This window comes from Terribacillus halophilus, from assembly GCF_900101385.1.
GTDB lineage: Bacteria > Bacillota > Bacilli > Bacillales > Amphibacillaceae > Terribacillus > Terribacillus halophilus.
The window spans coordinates 92943-113422 of sequence record NZ_FMZB01000010.1; the positions used below are offsets into that span (position 1 = coordinate 92943).

The window sequence follows — 20480 nt, forward strand, 5'->3', positions numbered from 1 at the left end:
GGGGGAAATCATGAATAAACGAATATTCCGTGTATTGGAATTCGATAAAATCATACAAAAGCTGAGTGAACAGGCGGCATCGTCACTCGGTAAGAAAAGAGCCATGCGAATACAGCCGGCAACGGAGCTAGAAACGGTGGAACAGCTGCAGGCCGAAACCGACGAAGCTGCTTCCATTGTCCGGCTTCGCGGCGGTATACCGCTTGGAGGCATTTATGATATCCATGCAAGTGTCAAGCGGGCCGTCATCGGCGGTATCCTGAATGCCAATGAATGCCTTGATATTGCGAGTACGATCTATGGCGGGAAGAACCTGAAGCATTTCATTGAAGAACTGGAAGAACCGGAGCTGCCGATCATCCGCAGTCTCGTGGACCAGCTTGTTTCGCTGAGTGATTTGGAGCGTCATATCAAGAATGCAATAGATGATCATGGCCGGGTCATGGATGGTGCGTCTGAACGCCTCCGCGGCATCCGCTCCCGTATCCGTACCAATGAGAGCCGGGTACGAGAAAAACTGGAGTCGTATACTCGTTCCAAAAGCAAGATGCTGTCGGATTCCATCATTACAATCCGCAATGACCGCTATGTGCTTCCGGTCAAACAGGAATACCGGGGGGCAATCGGCGGTATTGTCCATGATCAGTCTTCTTCGGGGCAAACCTTATTCATGGAGCCGCAGGCTGTCGTTGACTTGAACAACCAGCTGCAGGAAGCAAGAGCGCAGGAAAAGGCGGAAATCGAACGAATCCTGAAGGAAATCAGTATGCGAGTTGCGGAAGATGAAGCAATCCTGCTGGCTAATATCGAGATTCTTGGACAGATTGATTTCATCTCGGCACGTGCGAAACTAGGTGCAGCTATGCGCTGTTCGATGCCAAAAATGAACGACAAAGGCATCATTCATTTGAAGCAGGCAAGACATCCGCTTATTGATCCGGAACAGGTAGTGGCGAATGATATCGACCTTGGGGAGGATTACTCGACAATCGTCATCACAGGTCCGAATACAGGTGGTAAAACCGTTACGATCAAAACAATCGGCCTGTTTACACTGATGGCTCAATCTGGTCTTCAAGTTCCAGCGCTGGATGGCGGGGAAATGGCCGTTTTCACGGAAGTATTTGCCGATATCGGCGATGAACAGTCCATCGAGCAGAGTTTGAGTACCTTTAGCTCGCATATGGTAAACATCGTCGATATCCTCCAGCAAGTCGATCATCAATCGCTCGTGCTGTTTGATGAACTTGGAGCTGGGACGGATCCGCAGGAAGGTGCAGCACTCGCGATGAGTATCCTCGATGAAACGATCAAACGCGGGGCGACTATCGTTGCAACGACACATTATCCAGAGTTGAAAGCATATGGCTATAATCGAGATCGTGTCGTCAATGCCAGTGTGGAGTTCGATGTAGAAACACTCAAACCGACCTATCGCTTGCTGATCGGTGTTCCAGGCCGCAGTAATGCATTCGAGATTTCCCGCCGACTTGGCTTGAAGGAATCGATCATCGATAGCGCCAAGGAATTGATCGGAACCGATTCGAAGAGTGTCGAAAATATGATTGCTAGCTTGGAAACGTCCCGCAGACAGGCAGAGCATGACTATGAGACAGCCCGCACGCAGCTGGAAGAAGCAGAGGCTCTGAAGCGCGACTTGGAGAAGCAATGGCAGGAATTCGATGAAAAACGTGAACGCTTGTACCGAAAAGCGGAAGAAAAAGCAGCCAAAGCTGTCGAACGGGCCAGGGAAGAAGCAGAAGAAATCGTTGCTTCCCTTCGCACGATGAAAAATCAAGCGAGCGTCAAGGAACATGAAATCATCGAAGCCCGCAAACGGTTGGAGGATGCGTCACCGGAGCTTGCCAAAAAAGGGGAAAAAGCAGCTCCGCAAACGAAGGAATCCAAACAGCTCTTGCCTGGTGATGAAGTCCTTCTGCTTACATTGGGACAAAAAGGAACCGTTGTCGAAAAAGTCAGCGACAAAGAATATTTGCTCCAAATTGGAATAATGAAAATAAAAGCGAAACGAAAAGACATCGAATTCGTAAAGAGACAGGACGTATTAAAAGAAAAGCCGGTTGCAACGGTCAAAGGTTCCGCCTATCATGTAAGCACAGAGCTGGATTTACGTGGAGAACGCTATGAAGATGCACTGCGCCGCGTCGAGAAATATGTGGATGATGCGCTGCTGGCTGGATATCCGCAAGTATCGATCATCCATGGTAAAGGAACGGGTGCATTACGGACAGGTGTGCAGGAATTCGCCAAGCGCCACCGTTCTGTGAAGAACTATCGATCCGGCGGCATGAATGAAGGCGGAACAGGTGTAACCGTGCTTGAATTTCAGTAATGAGCGGGGGAATTCGGGTAATGGAGTCTTTTTGGGAAAATACGATTGTCTTGACAGCTGCGCGTTACAGCGTAGCGGTGCTGTGCATCATCGTGTTCATGGCTATTTTCGAGCTGGTAACTTCCTATAAGAATTGGGAAGAAATCCGCCGTGGCAATCTGTCTGTGGCGATGGCAACAGGTGGTAAAATGTTCGGTGTTGCAAATGTACTGCGCTTCTCTTATGAACATAATGATGGCATCCTGCAGAGTATCATGTGGAGCTCGATCGGTTTTGTGATGCTTTTGATCGGTTACTTCATCTTTGAGTTCCTGACACCGACATACAAAATCGATACAGAGATCGCCAATGATAATAGGGCTGTCGGATTTATTTCGCTTGTTATTTCGGTAGGATTATCTTATGTTATAGGAGCAAGTATTTAGTGCAATGTTTAGGAATGGACGCTTCTAAGCAAACTAGTAGCGTTCCGGACTGCAGCAGTGCTATACTCGATGAAAGCTTTAATTTAGGAGGAATGTAACATGGCAATTGTAAATGCTACGGATGCAAACTTTAATACAGAAACTAGCCAAGGACTTGTCCTTGCTGACTTTTGGGCAACTTGGTGCGGCCCATGTAAAATGATCGCACCTGTATTGGAAGAAATCGACGGCGAAATGAGCGATAAAGTTAAAATCGTAAAACTTGACGTTGATGAAAACCAAGCAACTGCCGGCAAATTCGGCGTAATGAGCATTCCGACATTGCTTCTATTCAAAGATGGCGAAGTTGTCGATCAAGTGATCGGTTACCAGCCGAAAGAAGCACTTGTAGAGCTTGTTAACAAACACGCGTAAGCGATAGACTTAAGATCCCTTGTTACATTTTTGTAGCAAGGGTTCCTTTATGTAAAGCACTAGAAAAAGGGGAAAGCGAATGAACAAGACGATCACTGATAAACTCGCTGTTCTGCCGCCGCAGCCTGGCTGTTATTTGATGAAGGATAAAAATGGGACGGTCATTTATGTTGGAAAGTCCAAGCTCCTGCGCAACCGGGTCAGGTCTTATTTCACCGGGGCACACGACCGCAAGACCCAGCGGCTCGTCGCAGAGATCGTGGATTTCGAATACATTGTCACCTCCTCCGAAATCGAAGCACTCATCCTTGAAATGAATCTAATCAAAAAATATGATCCGAAATACAACATCCTCCTGAAGGATGACAAAACATATCCCTATTTGAAAATCACAGCAGAAGAACAGCCGCGCTTGCTGGTGACACGAAAAGTAAAAAAAGATAAAGGCAAATACTTCGGACCGTATCCGAACGTCATTGCGGCACGGGAGACGAAGAAACTGCTGGACAGACTGTATCCGCTGCGTAAGTGTAATACGATGCCGGACCGTGTCTGTTTGTATTACCACATGCATCAATGCCTAGGACCTTGTGTGTATCCTGTTTCGGAGGAAACAAACCGAAACATCGTGCAGAATATTACAACTTTCCTAAACGGCGGTCACCATCAGATCAAGAAAGATCTGCAGCAGAAGATGCAGGAAGCAGCCGAAGAGCTCGATTTCGAACGGGCCAAGGAACTGCGCGATCAAATCCAGCATATCGAATCTGTCATGGAGCAGCAGAAGATGACATTGACGGATCAGACAGACCGTGATGTATTCGGATTTGCCTACGACAAAGGCTGGATGTGTGTACAAGTATTTTTCATCCGCCAAGGTAAACTCATCGAACGTGACGTGAGTATGTTCCCGTTCTTCGATGAACCGGAAGAAACATTCCTCACATTTGTCGGGCGTTTCTACCTGCATCAGAACCATTTGCTGCCAAAGCAAGTGCTGGTGCCGATCGGTACAAATGTAGAAGGCTTGCAGCAGCTTTTGGAAACGGATGTATCGATTCCATATCGCGGCCGAAAGAAAGAGCTGGTGGAGCTTGCCGGAAAGAATGCAAAAATCGCAATCAAAGAGAAGTTTTCCTTGATTGAACGTGATGAAGATCGCACGATCAAAGCGGTCGAATCGCTTGGAGAGAAGCTCAATATTGCAACGCCGCACCGCATCGAAGCGTTCGATAACTCCAACATCCAAGGTACCGATCCGGTTTCGGCGATGATCGTTTTCACAGACGGCCGTCCGGACAAGAAAGAGTATCGCAAATACAAGATACGTGATGTAAAAGGGCCTGATGACTATGATACAATGCGAGAAGTCATTCGCAGACGATATAAGCGGGTGTTGCAGGACAACCTGCCGCTGCCTGATTTGATTGTCATTGATGGGGGGAAAGGGCAGATGAGCGCTGCCATTGAAGTGCTGGAAGACGAACTCGGACTGGACATACCGGTTTGCGGTCTAGCCAAAGACGACAAGCACCGGACCAGCGAATTGCTGTACGGCACACCGCCGGAAATAGTCGATTTCGATCGAAACGCCCAGGACTTTTACCTGGTGCAGCGTATCCAGGATGAAGTCCACCGCTTTGCGATCAGCTTCCACCGCCAGCTGCGCGGAAAAAGCGCAATCAAATCAAAATTGGATGATATCCCAGGTGTGGGAGAGAAGCGCAGACGACTGCTCATGCGTCACTTCAAATCCGTGCCAGCAATCCAGGAAGCTTCTGTGGAGGAGATTGCCAAGCTTGGAATCCCGGCACCTACAGCACAAGTCATTTTGAATCATTTGAATAATCCTGCCGAAACGGAAGGAGAACAGGAAGAATAAGACTAGACCTTGGAAGCAGGGTCTAGTTTCTTTTGAATAAGGAGGACTTGATGTGGGATTTATACCTAGTACATATCATTTCTCCTCGCAAAGGTTTCACTTGTATGGGAAGAACGGAGCAGCTGTCCAGAAGCGGCCCAATCACTTGGACTAACTTAACAGCAACGTAAAAAAGGCACCTGCTAAAGTAGGTGCCTCTGTTTTAATCTTCCTTGGCGAAATAAATATTGAATTGGACATATTCTTTCTTCGGCACATTCTCATCGACGCATTCACAAGCAAGTTCCTTGATCTGTTCGATGCTTGCAGCGAGGAAACCCGCCTCCATGCGATATTCCTGACCGAGTCCGACTTTCCATCTATGTACGACTGGTGCTCCAGAGAGTTCAAATGTCATTTCATGCCGTTTCTGTTTGACAAGGTTCAGGTTCCCCCATCCCATTTGGATGAAAAAGTCCTCGATATGTTCCATCGAAGACGGGTTTACTTGCCGTGCCAATTTCTTGCCCATGACATAAAGGATGGAGGATGCATCCTCACCTAATAAGTCTGGTATACTGACAAAACGCAATATATCATGGCCGGCTCCATGGGTGATGAGCTGTTCCATATAATCCTTGTCGAATTGTTGCAATTTCTTTTGCATGCATGTCTTCCTTTCCCGCCTTGTTGCAATTACAAAGTATCTTTATTCACTTTAACACGAAAACCAGGTAAACTGCCAATGTCTTTTGGCTGAATTGACAATGTTTACGAAACTGACAAGATTCGCCGGGAATCGTGCGGATTATAATAAATAAAAAAATAGATTAGTAAATTTTTTAAAGCGTTTTCTTGACGCCTAAATTTGATAGTTATACAATAATATTGTTAATAACGTATTTAGTTTTCAATCGATTTTATTTTTAATCGGTTATGAAAACGCAATCATTCTGTTAATTCAGAGAGCTACTGAGGGGGTACGTATGAACGAGAATCGAGAGTTTTTCTACCGCAGGCTTCATTCGTTGTTGGGAGTGCTTCCAATCGGAATCTTCCTTATCCAGCACTTGGTGATCAACCACTTCGCTGCATACGGAAGCGGCAGCTTCAATACGGCTGCCAGTTTCATGCATAACCTGCCATTCCGGTTCGTGCTTGAATGGGTAGTCATCTACATACCGATCCTGTATCATGCCATTCTCGGTGTGTACATCGTACTGACAGGCAAGAACAATACAAGGAGATACGGATATTTCCGTAACCTGATGTTCCTGTTGCAGCGGATCACAGGTATCGTGACGTTGATTTTCATCGCATGGCATGTTTATCAGACGCGCGTCGCCACGATCTTCACCCAAGAAACAATTGATTTTGATTTTATGGAGGCCATTCTGACGCAGCCATTCTTCTTCTGGTTCTACTTGATCGGCGTCATTTCCACAACGTTCCATTTTGCGAACGGCTTATGGAGCTTCCTGGTTACCTGGGGCATCACCGTGTCACCTCGTTCCCAGCGAATCGCGACATATGCGACGCTGCTAGTGTTCCTTGGCGTAACGTATTTGGGGGTACGCTCATTGCTGGCATTCGGCATGGGTGTATAAGACAGCTGCTTTAAGAGAGGGGACTTAAAGATTATGAGTAAACGAAATATAGTTGTTGTCGGCGGGGGTCTTGCAGGTTTGATGGCGACCATCAAAGCAGCAGAAGCCGGCGTTCATGTAGATTTGTTATCGATTGTTCCGGTCAAACGCTCGCACTCCGTTTGTGCCCAGGGGGGCATCAATGGAGCTGTCAATACAAAGGGGGAAGGAGACTCCACTTGGGAGCATTTCGACGATACGGTTTATGGCGGGGACTTCCTTGCCAATCAAGGGCCGGTCAAAGGGATGTGTGATGCTGCACCAAGCATCATCCATATGCTCGACCGGATGGGGGTCATGTTCAACCGGACACCGGAAGGGCTGCTTGATTTCCGTCGTTTCGGAGGTACGCAATATCACCGGACAGCTTATGCTGGTGCGACAACGGGTCAGCAGCTATTGTATGCGCTTGATGAGCAGGTTCGGCGTTATGAGACAGCCGGTCTTGTGACGAAATATGAAGGCTGGGAATTTGTCCACGCCATCATCGATGAAGAAGGCGTGGGACGCGGTATCCTGACGCAGAACATCCAATCCCATGAATTGCGCGCCATCAGGGCAGATGCCGTCATCATGGCGACAGGAGGCCCTGGTATCATCTTTGGTAAGTCGACAAACTCGATCATCAACACAGGTTCTGCTGCCGGTGCTTTATATGAGCAAGGTGCAATTTATGCGAATGGGGAGTTCATCCAGATCCACCCTACAGCCATTCCTGGTGATGATAAGCTCCGCTTGATGAGTGAATCCGCTCGCGGGGAAGGCGGGCGCGTTTGGACTTATAAGGATGGGGAGCCTTGGTACTTCCTGGAAGAGAAATACCCGGCGTATGGAAACTTGGTACCGCGTGATATCGCGACGCGTGAAATCTTCGATGTGTGTGTTAACCAGAAGCTCGGTATCAATGGCGAGAACATGGTCTATCTTGATCTGTCTCACAAGGATCCAAAAGAGCTAGATGTCAAACTGGGCGGAATCATTGAGATTTATGAGAAATTCGCAGGTGACGACCCACGCAAGGTACCAATGAAAATCTTCCCGGCAGTCCATTACAGCATGGGCGGCCTTTGGATCAGCGATGATCAGATGACGAACATCCCGGGCATCTTTGCTGCCGGGGAATGTGATTACTCCCAGCACGGTGCCAATCGCCTTGGTGCGAACTCCCTTCTGTCGGCGATCTACGGCGGAATGGTAGCCGGGCCGAATGCAATCAAATATATCGACGGACTCGACAAGCATGCAGATGATCTTTCCAGCAAGCTATTCGATGATGCGCTTGCCAAAGAGCAGGCTGCTTTCGATAAGATGACGAAAATGGACGGCAAGGAAAACGCGTACAAGCTGCACCGCGAGCTAGGCGAATGGATGACGGATAATGTGACGGTTGTTCGCGAAAACAGCAGACTGCTGAAAACGGATGATAAACTCCAGGAGCTTCAAGAGCGCTGGAACAATATCAATATCCATGACACATCGCTTTGGAGCAATCAAGGCGTCATGTTCACACGCCAGCTGAAGAATATGCTGCATCTGGCCCGCGTGATGACAATCGGAGCTTATCAGCGTAATGAAAGCCGCGGCGCACATTATAAACCGGAATTCCCAGAACGGAATGACGAGGAATTCCTGAAAACGACGATGGCTAGATATGATGAATCCTCCAACTCACCAGATATCTATTACGAAGAAGTCGACACTTCCTATATCGAGCCGAGAAAACGTGACTACAGCCAGGCGAAAGCGAAGGAGGCAAAAGCATAATGGAAGCGACGAAACCGAAACAAGAGACGATTACACTGATTGTGACGCGTCAGGATGATCCGAGCAGCGCTCCTTATGAAGAAACGTTTAAGGTACCATACCGGGAGAACATGAACGTCATCTCCGCTTTGATGGAGATACGGAGAAACCCGGTGAATGCAGATGGTAAGGACACGACACCCATCTATTGGGATATGAACTGTCTGGAAGAAGTTTGCGGAGCATGCTCCATGGTCATCAATGGCACACCAAGACAATCCTGTGCAGCACTGATCGATAAATTGGAGCAGCCGATCCGGCTTGAGCCAATGTCCACGTTCCCGATCATCCGTGACTTGGCGGTCGACCGTTCCCAGATGTTCGACAGCCTCAAAAAAGTAAAAGCTTGGGTACCAATTGACGGTACGTATGATCTCGGACCTGGTCCACGTATGCCGGAGAAGAAGCGACAGTGGGCTTACGAGCTTTCCAAATGCATGACTTGCGGCGTGTGCTTGGAAGCATGCCCGAATGTGAACGATAAATCTGATTTCATCGGCCCAGCACCGATTTCCCAAGTTCGTTTGTTCAACGCCCACCCAACTGGTTCGATGAATAAAGGCGAACGCCTGGAAGCATTGATGGGTGAAGGCGGTATCGGCAGCTGCGGTAACTCACAGAACTGTGTGCAGGTTTGCCCGAAAGGTATTCCGTTGACAACATCCATCGCTGAGATGAACCGTGCAACGAATATCCAGTCGTTCAAGAACTTCTTTGGAAGCGATTCGAATTATTAAGGCAGTTAGAAGTAAAAACGGAACTCTCATACAGAGTTCCGTTTTTACTTTGAGCTGGATTATTTTTACTGTTATAATGTTGATAATAAGATACTAATAAAAGGAGATATTACGATGCAGAAAAAGCTATTCTGGTTTCCTTTGCTCGCCTCTTTATTAGCAATGGTCCTTTTATATACAATTGGCAACACATTTGATATTTCTTTGCTGAGCTGGACTTTCTATGAAGAAAATGCATCGGAAGGCGTCGTGTTTGAAGCTGGCGGCTCTCTTATTCCAGTATTTATTGGTGTTATAGCAGGGTTCGTCACAGAGCGCTTATTAAAGAATAAACAGAAGAACGATACGACGGACTTATCGAACTAGCATTTTTTCTTCAATGTTAATTTAATATTTCCATTCTCTTTTATAACCCCGTTGCGAGTGTCCCGTCAACTTGCACCTCTGCCAATGCAACTGCTCCATATACTAGCTATTATGATTGCAAACCACGTTCAAATATACCAACCACTTCTTCAAGCGATGCTTCCAAGTCAACTTCAAGCTTAAATCCTGCATGAGTATTTAAATCTACAAATCCATGCAGCATGCTTCTGAACCCGCGAATGGCATGGATCATTTTTTCATTCTCTAGCTTGTAAGCTTGGAGGGCATCCGCAACGAGTCGAACGAGGGCATTTGCATATTCTCCGTTACCGCCTGGCAGAGAAGAAGCGTATAACCCGGGGTTGGAACTTGCAAAGTTCACATATGCCTTGGCAAGTGAAAGCATTGGCTGTGAAGTTTGTTCTGTTCCCTTCAAAGTATCGTATAGCTGCTTTTGGGCAGCTTCAGCCATTGCCTGTTTGATCTCCTCCAAGTTTTTGAAATGGTTGTACAGGGATGGCGGCTTGATTGTCAGGGAACGGGCGATATTCGCCATGGTGACAGCTTCATAGCCATGCTGATCTGCTAAAGAAAGAGCGGTATCGGTAATGGCTGTTTTGGTGAGCTGCATTCTAGGCATGTTGTTCGACTCCTTTTTCAGCACGTAAAATTGCCTGGTTCATTTTCGCAGTCGGCGTGTGCAGCAGATCACCATGTCCAATCGCAAGGACATTGGGCTCTAAGTCTGCTAGCTTTCTGGCGGATTGGATGGCGCATTCCTTATTCCATGTTGCCCAGCCAGGAAACGGGAACTGCCATCTTACATCCCCCGATACTGCTATTCCACCACGAAGCTGAAAGGCATCTCCGGCAATGAGCGCACCATTCCGATGATCGAAAAATGCCAGCATACCTGGTGAGTGCCCTGGTGATGAAATCACTTCAAGTGAACCGACTCGATCTCCTTCGCTCAAAAATTCATCGGCTTTCGTCTTGATATTTTTTGGATAATCACCCTTGATAGGAAGGCCATCAGCTGTTTTCGTTTTATGTTGAAGTATATCCCACTCCATCTCTGATAGCATGACCTTTGCATCAGGTAAAGCAGCTTTTAAGCCGTCCAGAGCTCCGATATGGTCCGAATGTGCATGTGTCAACACGATTCTGGTAATCTGTTTGCCGATGGTACGGGCAGCAGAAAGAATGGATGATGCTCGGGAAGGGAGCGCTGCATCCACCAATGTCAATTCGCTTTCTTCTTCAATTAAATAACAATTCACCGGAAACAAACGTGGCATGAATGTGAGCTGGTACAGACTTTTTTGATTTCGAATACGCATATGATCCACTCCAAACTAATGGTATTAGTTACACTATAAACTAATACCATTAGTTAGGCAAGGTTTTATTTTCCATCTCATTGGATATAGGATACGGGGAAGTAAACCAGGTACCAAGGAGGGAGAGAATGTGTTGCTTTAAATTTTAAAATATGGGGAGGAGGCTCACAGGTTCTGGCCGCCTTATCGATGATATTGGGGCAGTCTTGGCGGATCCTATCTTGCTGATAACTGGTCTCGTACTTCAGGTGATTATATTAATCAAACATTTGGGGAATGGGAGCTTTGATAGGAGGAAATGAGGCGTTTTCTTTACCTTGCTGCCAGTTGTATTTATTGCATATGAAGGAGTAGAGTCCAATGATGAAAAGACAGGTTATCGCACTTGGAGGCGGAGGATTTTCAATGGAACCGGACAACTTGGCACTTGATCGATATATCCTTTCGCAAAGTGGCAAACAAGAACCTCGCATTTGTTTTATTCCAACAGCAAGTGGGATAAGCCAGATTATATCCGACGTTTTTATGAGGCTTTTCATCGGCTTTCGTGCAAACCGAGTCATCTGTCTTTGCTTGAGCCGTCATTCCAGCATTTGCATGCTTTAGTGCTGGAACAGGATATTCTTTATGTCGGAGGAGGCAGCACGCGGAATTTGCTGGCATTATGGCAGGAATGGAAGCTGGATACAATCATAGCTCTAGCCTACCAAAATGGCATTATCCTAACAGGGCTAAGCGCAGGAGCTAACTGCTGGTTTGAAGAAGGGCTTACAGATCCATTGAACGGATCGTTGTACGCGGCTAAGGGGCTTGGTATTTTATCAGGCAGTATATGTCCACATTTCAATGGTGAGATAAAGCGGAGGCCGGCTTACTTGGCGGCCATCGAGCAAGGGAGGATAATGGAAGGGTACGGGGTCGATGATAGTGCAGCTTTACACTTCGTGGATGAACAATTGATGCATGTTGTCTGTTCACGGAAGGAAGCGGCTGCGCATAAAATAAACAGGCAAGGAGCCGGCCCCATCGAAGAGCGCATTTCAGCTGCTTACCTGAATTGAATTTTGACGTTTACATTTCAATAATAAACGAGTGGATATGCGGAGCGGTTTCAACAACCAGCTGTTTTTTCAACAAATCGGCATCTGCCTTTATATCAAACCATTTACATACGGTGCTGTTAGCTTCTGTCAGGCAGCGGACACTATCTTTTTCTTCACGCATGATCACATACACCATAACAATCATTAATTCATATTTTCTAAGATGTGTTAAGTTGTATGTCGTTTTTTGTAAAAACTAAAAAGAACCCTTGCAGCGATTAACTGCAAGGGTTCTTTTAGCGGAAGAAAGGCAGGTCGGTTGCTCCGACTAGGCGAGCGTAAAGGAATAACTGTCCTTTATGATGCAGTTCATGATCATACATGGCTTGAAGGTAAAGTTCTTTTTTGCCTTGCATGCCAGGTATTTTTGCTTCATTTTGCAATGCCAGTTCTTCATCCGTGATTGTATCAAAAGCTTGGATTGTCTGCTCCGTGAAATGCTGGACCGCTTTCTTCAGATCGCCCATTGTATGTACTTCAGGGAGATCCGGAGCCGACATTGTTTCTGTTTTTACCATGTTCACAAACATGTCATTCGATCCGGCTATGTGAAGTACTAGGTCCCGCAGTGTCATCGCATCTTCCCATGGTTTAAAGTCCAGATGTTCATCTTCGATATGGTCCAGTAAGTTGATCAATACGTTGCGGTGGTGCAACCAGTTATCTTTCCAATATGCTGTTTTGCTCATATATACTCTCCTTTTAGATTATTCGAGTTCCACTATAAACGAAATAAACAGGTATGTCATCTGTGGAAAACGGAGTGAATCGGATGAGGTGCAGCTGGATCATCCGATCTATGTTCATAATAACAATGTGAATTTTGGGGTCCATACTGTTCAGTGTATGGCATTTCCAAGCTTTCAAACAGCTTTTCTTCCAATGGTTCCAGTTTCTTTATAAGGACATCATAGCCTTCCCCGTCCGAAGGGAAAACAGTAGCATGGCCACAACCTGTTTCCAGGGCAGTTTCCAGGGCACGGATTAATGCACGAAGCCCTTCTGCATTGCCGATGATAAATGCCGGATCATGATGCCGGTGCTGCGCATAAACCTGTACATGTTTCGTTCCTTCCAAGCGAAAGCTCCTTTCCTATTCACAAGCATAGTCATCCTTATCCCGGTCAAACTTGCGTTGGTAAGCTGGGTGAGAGCTTGGTACACCGTCAGGATATGTTTTTCTCAATTCGGTGCAATTGGCAAAGTTCGTAGATTCATTTGTTTGGCTCTCAGTCGGTGTGTCGACTGACGTTTCTTGGCTGGTGGCACAGCCGTTAAAGCCGCGTTCTGTTGCATATCCATCTTGCTGCCACACTGCAATACCTGCATTTTTAGCTGATGCTTCTGCTTTTTCGAAAGTATCCAGATATCTTGTATTGGGCGGATACACATAAGCTACCCGAGCCAGCCCTTCATCGAGCAATGTCTGCTGGACACTTACACCATCTGCGTAAACATAAGCAAGCAGCCGTCCGTACTTGTCCATTCTATCCCCGACATCGAACTCCAGTTCCAGTTTATCTGCATTCGTCACCAATCCTTCATTCCGTTTGGAAGCATCTTTTCCATATGGCTGGACACATTTATTGGGTGCTTTCGTCTCGGGCGTATCGACAAGTAAATAGCGAACTGTTTCTTCTTGCCCATTGTAGTTTACTTTAATCGTGTCTCCATCAACGATCCTGATTAGGGAAACTTCTACTTTGTCGGTTGTTCCGGATGTTGTCGTTGCCTGTTTGTTCGAATCTGACTGCTCATTTGCAGTACTGACTGTCCCGCATGCACTGATCAAAAACAGGAAAATAACCAGCCAAATCGTTTTATGTATCGTGTTCTTCATGTTGTGAAAAGCTCCTTCTAGCTGTAACTAACCTTATCATACGAAGGAAAATTGCAGCTTACAAGAGCAAAAAGCAGTGCATCTGGCATTTGATGCACTGCTTTTATTTCATTCAGGTATATATGGCAGATCCAGTGTCTTCGGTATATTGATGACATGGGTTTCTGCATATGAGAGAAGACCTTCTTTTCCATATTCACGGCCGATTCCGGATTGCTTCACGCCGCCGAAAGGGAAACGGACATCCAACCCTTGGATGGCAGCTGTATTGATCATCGTCGTACCCGCTTGGATATGCTTAGCCACTTCCAGAGCATGCTCTTCCTTGCCCCATACCGAGCTTGTCAGTCCATAAATGCTGTTATTGGCAAGCCGGATAGCATGTTTGTCGTCTTTGAATGGGAGAATCGGCACTGTCGGACCGAACTGCTCCTGTTCCACGATCGGATCATCATAATCTGCACCGAGCACTAGGGTAGGCTGCATAAAGTAACCCCGCTGATATAATTCTTCATCCAATACTTTTCCAAGTTTGATGACTTCAGCACCTTTTTGTTTGCTATCATCAATCAAACGCTGCACAAATTCCACTTGCTTTTTATTGTTGAGAGGACCCACCGTGACGTTTTTATCGAATGGATCTCCAACGCGGATCCATTTATCGGCAGCTTCCCGGTACTTTTCAATAAACTTATCGAAAATCTTTTCATGTACATAGACCCGTTTGGCAATCATACAAATCTGACCGGCTGTCAGGAAATTCGAAATAACAATCCGACGCATCGCCTTGTCATCATTCACATCAAAATCATCAAGCACGACGGCTGCATCATTACCGCCAAGCTCCAGTGTCATATGCTTGATCGTATCTGCTGCCGCTTTCATGATATGCTTAGCCGTTTCCGTCCCACCGGTAAAAGCGATCTTCGCGACTTTTGAATTAGAGGTGAGCTCCACGCCAACCTCGGCTTCACCATGCACCAAATTCAATACACCAGGCGGAAATTCATTGGCAATCAGCTCGGTTACCTTGCTGACGGCAAGCGGTGCAAGCGGACTTGGTTTCAGTACCATCGTATTGCCCGCAAGCAGTGCTGGAGCGATTTTGATAGTAGAGAGGGAAATAGGGTAGTTCCAAGGGGAAATGGCAGTGACGACACCAACTGCATCCCGGGCGATGATCGTTTTGCCGCCGTTATGCTCCTCGACCTCATTTTGCAGAACATCGGCAATATTATCGCAAGCAAATTCCATCCACATCATTGATACAGCAATTTCACCTTCGGCATCATATAGAGCTTTCCCATGTTCGCGGGCGAGTAGTACTGCTATTTCCGGAGTCTTCTCTTTGATTTTCTGGATAGCACGCCTCATGCGGGCGATTCGCTCATCAAAGGAGGTCTCCCGCCACATTGTAAAGGCCGCATCTGCTGCGTCGATCGCTTGGATTGTTTCTGCCCTCGTATTCAGCGGCGCATATCCGACGGTTTCATCCGGGTTGGCAGGATTCTCACGTGGCGCTTGTTTCTCTGCTTTGTGTTTTTTACCATTGATGATGGCATCGATAACGATTGGTTCGATTGGCATGAAGTATCACTCCGTTCAGATTAATTGTCATTTTTAATCTACCCAAAACAGAGTCGATAGTATCCTATTTGGAAAAATTAATGGGATGGAAAACAGATTTTTTGTTAGAAGAGACAGAGGATCGTATACCTGCGTAATCCTAGTGAAAGATGATAAAAAGAGCTGATCGAAAAACGATCAGCTCTTTTTGCTAGTCTTATTCAATTCGCCAAACCCTAAATAATCCAGCGCATTCTTTAAGGTGGATAAAGTCAAGAGTGATTTAAAATCCAAGCCGAGCGACACCATCGTCTGTGCAATCTCTGGCCGTATTCCAGTGATGATCGTTTCGATACCGCTGATTTTAAGCGATTGAACAATTTGGTATATTTGATCCGCCACCATCGTATCAATCATCACGACACCAGAAACATCCAACACAAGATGATTCAGCTCCAAAGCATTTCCTTGCGATAATGCAGTATCCATGATCAGCTGGGCACGATGTGTATCGATATCGCCAACAATGGGTATCACGGCCAGTCCTTCAAAAATTGGAACGACCGGAACAGAGAGCTCTTCCAGTGCGCTGTATGCGATATTCATCATCTTCGTGTTATGATTCTCAAACTGCTTGCCAATCTCGAAGCTGACTAACTCCAGCATCGGATCGATGATTTTCGACACATCCAGCATCGTTATAGGAGCAAAATGACGTTCCTCCAGCTCCTCCATGAAAATGTCCCATATGACACTCCGGAAACTGGATACATACTGTAAAGTGGCTGTCAAAGAAGTATTCATTTCGGTAGCAGTCTTTCCAGCCCTTGCTCCCCAGCAAAGAAAATTTTGCTTTACTTCTTCTTCATTATCTTCTGCGAAAAGAATGGCACCGATATTGAACACAAGCTCCGCATTGAATTCGGATAACTGTTCTTTCGGAAGAGATAAAATAAGAAGTTCCTGGTTCAATTTCGAATCGAGGTTTAGAAGGACAGAATCGGCTATAATGTCCTTATTCTTCTGTATCTTCTCCCCTATATATCTCAATTCGTCTTTCATTTTGATGTCCCCTTTTAATATGCTACCTTCATGATAATCCATGAGAAATCGGAATGGAAGCTAAATGCGGTATAGCAAATACTGCTTTTCTAAATTATATTAGGAATTAGCATGTGTATTTACCGTTATGTTACAAGTCTGGACAATGGAAGGGTGATTTGTCAAAGTAAACGAGTTATTTGGCGAGGGGTTGTTAAATTTTATTTTTATGGATGATCCACATCAACTGGAAAAAAGTAATTGATAAAATAAACGCATCCAAGTAATGACTTGAATACGTTTATTTTTTAAAAGAGTAGGTTTACATGAATACAGATTAAAAAGCTTTCCGTCGATAAATGAGGCTAGAGATACACCAAGAAGTTCCGTAGAAAGCTAAGCCAAGTAGTAAGGCGCTTGTATACAAGGTGGGCACAGATAGCTTTAAAATGAAATCTGTGAATGATGTAAATTTTTCACTTAAATAAGATACCATCGGAGGAACTATGCCGGATAATATCAAGAAGCTGATTAATGCAACTGGGAAATTATAACCTGGTTTTATGATATAAGACATAGGTAAGTAAAAAGATAATAGTAATAAGGCTAAACTGCTGCTTATTGCAATGTCTGTGATTGAAAAAGGTTTATTGAAAACATACAATAAAATACTTGTCACTCCAGTTGCTAAAATTATAAAAACGATTGACCCTAGGTAGCGGGAAGCAATAATTTCCGTGCGTGTATATGGCAGCGAATTCAATAGTATGTTAGTTTCTGCTTTTTCGTCATTAGCAAGCGTATTAATTGGAATTATAACGCTTGCTAGCAGAAAGATGAAAGCTGGGTGCTGTCTGTCAATTAAGACAAAGAATAATACGATAAATATTAATAACAACAGTTGCCATTTTTGCAAAATAAAGTCTCGTCTTATTAAATTAAACATGCTGCATACCGCCTTTCATATGAAACATAATATCTTCAAGTGTGGCCTGTTCAATAACAACGCTGTCTCCAAAAGTATTTTCCACCGCAGTAACATTTTCCGTTAAAGCTTCAAAACCTGTTGATAAGCGGTTTATATGCACGAAAGCCTTCTCTGTATCTCTATCCAGAAGCTCTGTTCTTCCTTTAACGAGTGCATAATTTTCCGTTATGTCATGAATGGAATTATTAAAAACTAACTTCCCGCGATTAATGAACGCTATATAATCTGCGATGCGATTCAAATCTGTTGTGATATGGGTTGAGAAGAAGATGGTGCGGCTGCCGTCCAGCATGATTTCCTGCAGGAGCCCGAGCAGCTCCCGTCTGAAAATAGGGTCCAAACCTGCAGTCGGCTCATCCATGATGATCAATTCTGCATGATGGGACAATGCAATCGCCAGGGATGCCTTCATTTGCATGCCTTTTGAGAAATTTTTGATCGCTTTATTAAGCGGAAGTTCAAACTGCTCCACATATTGAGAGAATAGTGCATTATCCCAATGTTTATAAGCTGGTGCGACAATGCGTTTTATATCCTTTAAATGAAGACCTTCATAGAATACATTGCCATCATAAACAAACCCGATTCGTTCCTTGATTGCTTTCTCATGCGTCTTGTAGTCCATGCCAAACACTTTCACTTCACCAGCATCCGGCTGTAACAGATTCATCATCATTTTTATCGTCGTCGACTTACCAGCGCCATTAGCACCGATAAAGCCATGTACAAAGCCACGCTTTACTTGAAGATCAATATTTTTAACGGAAAAATCTTTGAATTCTTTCGTCACATTAGTCAATTCGACTACGTTTTCCATTTTTGCTTCACTCCTCATATAAAATCCTTACTAATTGCTGCAGATCATCAAGGGATAAGCCGATTTCCCGGCTGTTTGTAATGACGGCATTTAGCTGCTCTTCGATCACTTTCAGTTTTTTCTCTTTGATGAACTCTAGATCTTGTTCAGCAACAAATGAGCCTTTGCCGACAATGGAGTAAATAAACCCTGCCTTTTCCAATTCTTCATAAGCCCGTTTCGTTGTGATAACGCTGATTTGTAAATCCTGTGCAAGTTTGCGCATGGAAGGAATGGCAGCACCTTCCGGCAGTTCACCCGATAAAATGGACGATTTAATTTGGTTTGTAATCTGTTCATAAATCGGCTCCTTCGAATTGTTGGAAATAATGATTTGCATGCAGATCCCTCTTATTCTATTTTTTGGAGATAAGTATTGCGATAACATCTCTGATCGCCGCAATTAGTAATGCCAGAATGTGAACAGTAATGGCCAGATTGAAATATGGATACGAATAAGGTGTAATCCATTCCGTGAATAGTCTTAAATCTAAAATACTTCTAAGTATCCTGGGGAGGAAGCTGTCGCTATCATTTATTCTCGGTTCCAGGGAAGTGCCATCGATCAGAAAGAAGATTACTTGTACAAGAAGAAAAATACCTAGTGCAATTATCCAGTACCTTGTTAGCTTAAAATTGGGGACTTTTTCTGCGCCATTCATCCTAAATTGCTCTCCTTTTTATGTTCTGTTCTATACGCAGATCATAACAGTGTATATATTCTATGTATACAATATATACGAAGGAGGAGAGGTGTGCAACCATTTTTGCTAAAATAAGGAGATGTGATGCAGGTTTATACGCTGAGCTTAATAGGGGATGGAAGTCCATTCTATGGCTGCAATGTTTAATGTTCTGTAGCATATAAATGTTTACCCAACTTTTATTCAATCAATATTTACAGTAATATTAAATATATTCAAATAATTATCACTTTGTTGATTTATTTTGTTAGAAGTAGATTACCAATAATATATTCGAGAATCAGAAAGAAGGAGAGCTATGAAATCGGTGACGGTTTATCATTATGATGCATTTAGTAAAGAACCTAATAAGGGAAATCCTGCGGGAGTAGTGTTGCATGGAGGTGCATTGACAGATGCGGAAATGCAAGAAGTCGCTTCAAAAGTCGGTTTTAATGAGACTGCTTTCCCTATTGCATCGGATGTAGCTGACCTTAGAATACGATTTTTCACCCCGGGTCATGAAATGAATTTATGCGGTCATGCAACAATGGCAACTATTTACGCTTTGAAGGATAAAGGGTTATTGGAAGATAAATCAACATTCACTATCGAAACAAATGCTGGTATTCTGCCGTTTACTATAAACGCATCTACTGACGGTGAAATATCCATGACCATGAAACAGGCTTCTCCGATATTCAAGCAATTTACAGGGTCAAAGGAAAATTTAACGAACGCAATAGGATTAAAAGAAACCGATCTTCACGCTGATTTACCCATCCTTTATGGCAGTACTGGTACTTGGACTTTGCTGATCCCGATAAAACACCTTAAAGCCTTTCAAAAAATGAGACCAAATAATAAGCTCTTTCCGGAAATTTTGATAGACATGCCTGCATCTTCTGTACATCCATTCTGTCTGGAAACCTATGATCCCAATGCCGATATGCACGCCAGACATTTCTCCTCGCCTTATTCAGGGACCATTGAAGATGCAGTGACTGGTACTGCATCAGGGGTAATGGGAGCTTATTATGCAACATACATAACTAATGATGTTATAGAACCTCTTAACCTGATAGTAGAGCAGGGGCACGAAATAGGAAAAGATGGTCGGGTTGCAGTGCTGGTTTCAAAAGACAGTGATTCGTTTGATATCGCTATAACTGGGAAGGCGGTTTACATCAAAGAAATGCAGGTAATGCTAGGTTTTTGATAGATTGTAACATCGTTCGTGAATGGAAGGGGATTTCATGCACTTTCAATTGAAGAAGTGAAGCGAACTTTTAAGACGGCATATCCTACTAAATATAGTTGGTGATATACCCATATAGCCATTGAAGGAATTGTAAAACAAGATGTTAGTTGCATCGTACCGTATGCTGCAGTCAGAAGTAAGAATCCGAGAATTATTCATTACATTTTAAAAGATTGTATTTACATTTCACCATAAAT

Annotated in this window: 22 protein-coding genes and 1 pseudogene; 10 read left to right on the forward strand and 13 right to left on the reverse strand. The window is 44.7% G+C overall.

What is annotated here, in order from left to right:
• Positions 1 to 10 precede the first annotated feature (10 nt).
• The 4 genes from BLQ53_RS15585 (at position 11) to uvrC (ending at position 5074) form a co-directional block, all read left to right on the forward strand.
• On the forward strand, positions 11 to 2353 hold the full coding sequence (locus BLQ53_RS15585; protein ID WP_093728233.1) for an endonuclease MutS2: 2343 nt from the start codon (positions 11 to 13) through the stop codon (positions 2351 to 2353).
• A gap of 20 nt (positions 2354 to 2373) precedes the next feature.
• The gene (locus BLQ53_RS15590; protein ID WP_093728234.1) at positions 2374 to 2778 is read left to right on the forward strand and encodes a DUF350 domain-containing protein; all 405 of its coding nucleotides are present in this window, start codon (positions 2374 to 2376) and stop codon (positions 2776 to 2778) included.
• A gap of 99 nt (positions 2779 to 2877) precedes the next feature.
• The gene (gene trxA / locus BLQ53_RS15595) at positions 2878 to 3192 is read left to right on the forward strand and encodes a thioredoxin (protein ID WP_093728235.1); all 315 of its coding nucleotides are present in this window, start codon (positions 2878 to 2880) and stop codon (positions 3190 to 3192) included.
• A 79-nt stretch (positions 3193 to 3271) separates the two neighbouring features.
• Positions 3272 to 5074 (forward strand): excinuclease ABC subunit UvrC, encoded by a 1803-nt coding sequence (gene uvrC, locus BLQ53_RS15600; RefSeq protein ID WP_093728236.1) that lies wholly within the window; start codon positions 3272 to 3274, stop codon positions 5072 to 5074.
• Between the two features lie 202 nt (positions 5075 to 5276).
• On the opposite strand, the gene BLQ53_RS15605 is transcribed toward uvrC, so the two are convergent.
• On the reverse strand, positions 5277 to 5720 hold the full coding sequence (locus BLQ53_RS15605) for a YslB family protein (protein ID WP_093728237.1): 444 nt from the start codon (positions 5718 to 5720) through the stop codon (positions 5277 to 5279).
• A 319-nt stretch (positions 5721 to 6039) separates the two neighbouring features.
• On the opposite strand from BLQ53_RS15605, the gene BLQ53_RS15610 reads away from it, so the two are divergent.
• The 4 genes from BLQ53_RS15610 (at position 6040) to BLQ53_RS15625 (ending at position 9605) form a co-directional block, all read left to right on the forward strand.
• Entirely contained in the window at positions 6040 to 6660 is a 621-nt protein-coding gene (locus BLQ53_RS15610) for a succinate dehydrogenase cytochrome b558 subunit (RefSeq protein ID WP_093728238.1), read from the forward strand.
• 33 nt (positions 6661 to 6693) lie between these two features.
• Positions 6694 to 8463: a succinate dehydrogenase flavoprotein subunit gene (sdhA, locus tag BLQ53_RS15615; protein ID WP_093728239.1), complete on the forward strand. Its 1770-nt coding sequence runs from the start codon at positions 6694 to 6696 to the stop codon at positions 8461 to 8463.
• Positions 8463 to 9239 (forward strand): succinate dehydrogenase iron-sulfur subunit, encoded by a 777-nt coding sequence (gene sdhB, locus BLQ53_RS15620; protein WP_093728240.1) that lies wholly within the window; start codon positions 8463 to 8465, stop codon positions 9237 to 9239. Before sdhA ends, sdhB begins: the two co-directional genes overlap by 1 nt.
• Positions 9240 to 9353: 114 nt before the next feature.
• On the forward strand, positions 9354 to 9605 hold the full coding sequence (locus BLQ53_RS15625) for a hypothetical protein (RefSeq protein WP_093728241.1): 252 nt from the start codon (positions 9354 to 9356) through the stop codon (positions 9603 to 9605).
• Positions 9606 to 9714: 109 nt separating this feature from the next.
• Here the strand turns inward: BLQ53_RS15625 and BLQ53_RS15630 are convergent, their stop codons facing one another.
• On the reverse strand, positions 9715 to 10245 hold the full coding sequence (locus tag BLQ53_RS15630; RefSeq protein WP_093728242.1) for a TetR/AcrR family transcriptional regulator: 531 nt from the start codon (positions 10243 to 10245) through the stop codon (positions 9715 to 9717).
• Positions 10238 to 10945, reverse strand: a complete 708-nt coding sequence (locus tag BLQ53_RS15635) for an MBL fold metallo-hydrolase (protein WP_093728243.1) — start codon at positions 10943 to 10945, stop codon at positions 10238 to 10240. The genes BLQ53_RS15630 and BLQ53_RS15635 overlap by 8 nt, the downstream gene beginning before the upstream one ends.
• 363 nt (positions 10946 to 11308) lie before the next feature.
• Between BLQ53_RS15635 and BLQ53_RS15640 the strand changes: the two are divergent.
• Positions 11309 to 12006, forward strand: a pseudogene (locus BLQ53_RS15640) (Type 1 glutamine amidotransferase-like domain-containing protein).
• A gap of 10 nt (positions 12007 to 12016) precedes the next feature.
• On the opposite strand, the gene BLQ53_RS19005 reads toward BLQ53_RS15640, so the two are convergent.
• From BLQ53_RS19005 to BLQ53_RS15685, 10 genes are all read right to left on the reverse strand, one after another.
• Complete coding sequence (locus BLQ53_RS19005; protein ID WP_170829731.1) at positions 12017 to 12169, reverse strand: hypothetical protein; 153 nt, start codon at positions 12167 to 12169, stop codon at positions 12017 to 12019.
• Between the two features lie 115 nt (positions 12170 to 12284).
• A complete protein-coding gene (locus tag BLQ53_RS15645; RefSeq protein WP_093728244.1) occupies positions 12285 to 12737 on the reverse strand; it encodes a DinB family protein in 453 nt (150 codons plus the stop codon).
• A 56-nt stretch (positions 12738 to 12793) separates the two neighbouring features.
• A complete protein-coding gene (locus tag BLQ53_RS15650) occupies positions 12794 to 13126 on the reverse strand; it encodes a hypothetical protein (RefSeq protein ID WP_093728245.1) in 333 nt (110 codons plus the stop codon).
• A gap of 15 nt (positions 13127 to 13141) precedes the next feature.
• Positions 13142 to 13888, reverse strand: coding sequence for a thermonuclease family protein (locus tag BLQ53_RS15655; protein ID WP_093728246.1), 747 nt, complete (start codon positions 13886 to 13888; stop codon positions 13142 to 13144).
• 108 nt (positions 13889 to 13996) lie between these two features.
• Positions 13997 to 15475, reverse strand: coding sequence for an aldehyde dehydrogenase family protein (locus BLQ53_RS15660; RefSeq protein ID WP_093728247.1), 1479 nt, complete (start codon positions 15473 to 15475; stop codon positions 13997 to 13999).
• A 177-nt stretch (positions 15476 to 15652) separates the two neighbouring features.
• Positions 15653 to 16516 carry an STAS domain-containing protein gene (locus tag BLQ53_RS15665; protein ID WP_093728248.1) on the reverse strand — a complete coding sequence of 288 codons (864 nt, stop codon included), beginning with the start codon at positions 16514 to 16516 and terminating at the stop codon, positions 15653 to 15655.
• A gap of 316 nt (positions 16517 to 16832) precedes the next feature.
• Complete coding sequence (locus BLQ53_RS15670) at positions 16833 to 17441, reverse strand: ABC-2 transporter permease (protein ID WP_093728249.1); 609 nt, start codon at positions 17439 to 17441, stop codon at positions 16833 to 16835.
• Complete coding sequence (locus BLQ53_RS15675; protein ID WP_093728250.1) at positions 17434 to 18300, reverse strand: ABC transporter ATP-binding protein; 867 nt, start codon at positions 18298 to 18300, stop codon at positions 17434 to 17436. Before BLQ53_RS15675 ends, BLQ53_RS15670 begins: the two co-directional genes overlap by 8 nt.
• Positions 18301 to 18307: 7 nt before the next feature.
• On the reverse strand, positions 18308 to 18679 hold the full coding sequence (locus BLQ53_RS15680; RefSeq protein ID WP_093728251.1) for a GntR family transcriptional regulator: 372 nt from the start codon (positions 18677 to 18679) through the stop codon (positions 18308 to 18310).
• Positions 18680 to 18695: 16 nt separating this feature from the next.
• Positions 18696 to 19001, reverse strand: a complete 306-nt coding sequence (locus BLQ53_RS15685) for a YfzA family protein (RefSeq protein WP_093728252.1) — start codon at positions 18999 to 19001, stop codon at positions 18696 to 18698.
• 340 nt (positions 19002 to 19341) lie between these two features.
• Here BLQ53_RS15685 and BLQ53_RS15690 point away from each other — a divergent pair, with 340 nt between their 5' ends.
• Positions 19342 to 20241, forward strand: coding sequence for a PhzF family phenazine biosynthesis isomerase (locus BLQ53_RS15690; protein ID WP_093728253.1), 900 nt, complete (start codon positions 19342 to 19344; stop codon positions 20239 to 20241).
• Positions 20242 to 20480: the final 239 nt, after the last annotated feature.

Excerpts from the sequence above, each read along its gene's own strand:
- BLQ53_RS15585 (WP_093728233.1), top strand. The coding sequence starts at position 11 with ATGAATAAACGAATATTCCGTGTATTGGAATTCGATAAAATCATACAA.
- BLQ53_RS15590 (WP_093728234.1), top strand. The coding sequence starts at position 2,374 with ATGGAGTCTTTTTGGGAAAATACGATTGTCTTGACAGCTGCGCGTTAC.
- trxA (WP_093728235.1), top strand. The coding sequence starts at position 2,878 with ATGGCAATTGTAAATGCTACGGATGCAAACTTTAATACAGAAACTAGC.
- uvrC (WP_093728236.1), top strand. The coding sequence starts at position 3,272 with ATGAACAAGACGATCACTGATAAACTCGCTGTTCTGCCGCCGCAGCCT.
- BLQ53_RS15605 (WP_093728237.1), bottom strand. The coding sequence starts at position 5,720 with ATGCAAAAGAAATTGCAACAATTCGACAAGGATTATATGGAACAGCTC.
- BLQ53_RS15610 (WP_093728238.1), top strand. The coding sequence starts at position 6,040 with ATGAACGAGAATCGAGAGTTTTTCTACCGCAGGCTTCATTCGTTGTTG.
- sdhA (WP_093728239.1), top strand. The coding sequence starts at position 6,694 with ATGAGTAAACGAAATATAGTTGTTGTCGGCGGGGGTCTTGCAGGTTTG.
- sdhB (WP_093728240.1), top strand. The coding sequence starts at position 8,463 with ATGGAAGCGACGAAACCGAAACAAGAGACGATTACACTGATTGTGACG.
- BLQ53_RS15625 (WP_093728241.1), top strand. The coding sequence starts at position 9,354 with ATGCAGAAAAAGCTATTCTGGTTTCCTTTGCTCGCCTCTTTATTAGCA.
- BLQ53_RS15630 (WP_093728242.1), bottom strand. The coding sequence starts at position 10,245 with ATGCCTAGAATGCAGCTCACCAAAACAGCCATTACCGATACCGCTCTT.
- BLQ53_RS15635 (WP_093728243.1), bottom strand. The coding sequence starts at position 10,945 with ATGCGTATTCGAAATCAAAAAAGTCTGTACCAGCTCACATTCATGCCA.
- BLQ53_RS19005 (WP_170829731.1), bottom strand. The coding sequence starts at position 12,169 with ATGCGTGAAGAAAAAGATAGTGTCCGCTGCCTGACAGAAGCTAACAGC.
- BLQ53_RS15645 (WP_093728244.1), bottom strand. The coding sequence starts at position 12,737 with ATGAGCAAAACAGCATATTGGAAAGATAACTGGTTGCACCACCGCAAC.
- BLQ53_RS15655 (WP_093728246.1), bottom strand. The coding sequence starts at position 13,888 with ATGAAGAACACGATACATAAAACGATTTGGCTGGTTATTTTCCTGTTT.
- BLQ53_RS15660 (WP_093728247.1), bottom strand. The coding sequence starts at position 15,475 with ATGCCAATCGAACCAATCGTTATCGATGCCATCATCAATGGTAAAAAA.
- BLQ53_RS15665 (WP_093728248.1), bottom strand. The coding sequence starts at position 16,516 with ATGAAAGACGAATTGAGATATATAGGGGAGAAGATACAGAAGAATAAG.
- BLQ53_RS15670 (WP_093728249.1), bottom strand. The coding sequence starts at position 17,441 with ATGTTTAATTTAATAAGACGAGACTTTATTTTGCAAAAATGGCAACTG.
- BLQ53_RS15675 (WP_093728250.1), bottom strand. The coding sequence starts at position 18,300 with ATGGAAAACGTAGTCGAATTGACTAATGTGACGAAAGAATTCAAAGAT.
- BLQ53_RS15680 (WP_093728251.1), bottom strand. The coding sequence starts at position 18,679 with ATGCAAATCATTATTTCCAACAATTCGAAGGAGCCGATTTATGAACAG.
- BLQ53_RS15685 (WP_093728252.1), bottom strand. The coding sequence starts at position 19,001 with ATGAATGGCGCAGAAAAAGTCCCCAATTTTAAGCTAACAAGGTACTGG.
- BLQ53_RS15690 (WP_093728253.1), top strand. The coding sequence starts at position 19,342 with ATGAAATCGGTGACGGTTTATCATTATGATGCATTTAGTAAAGAACCT.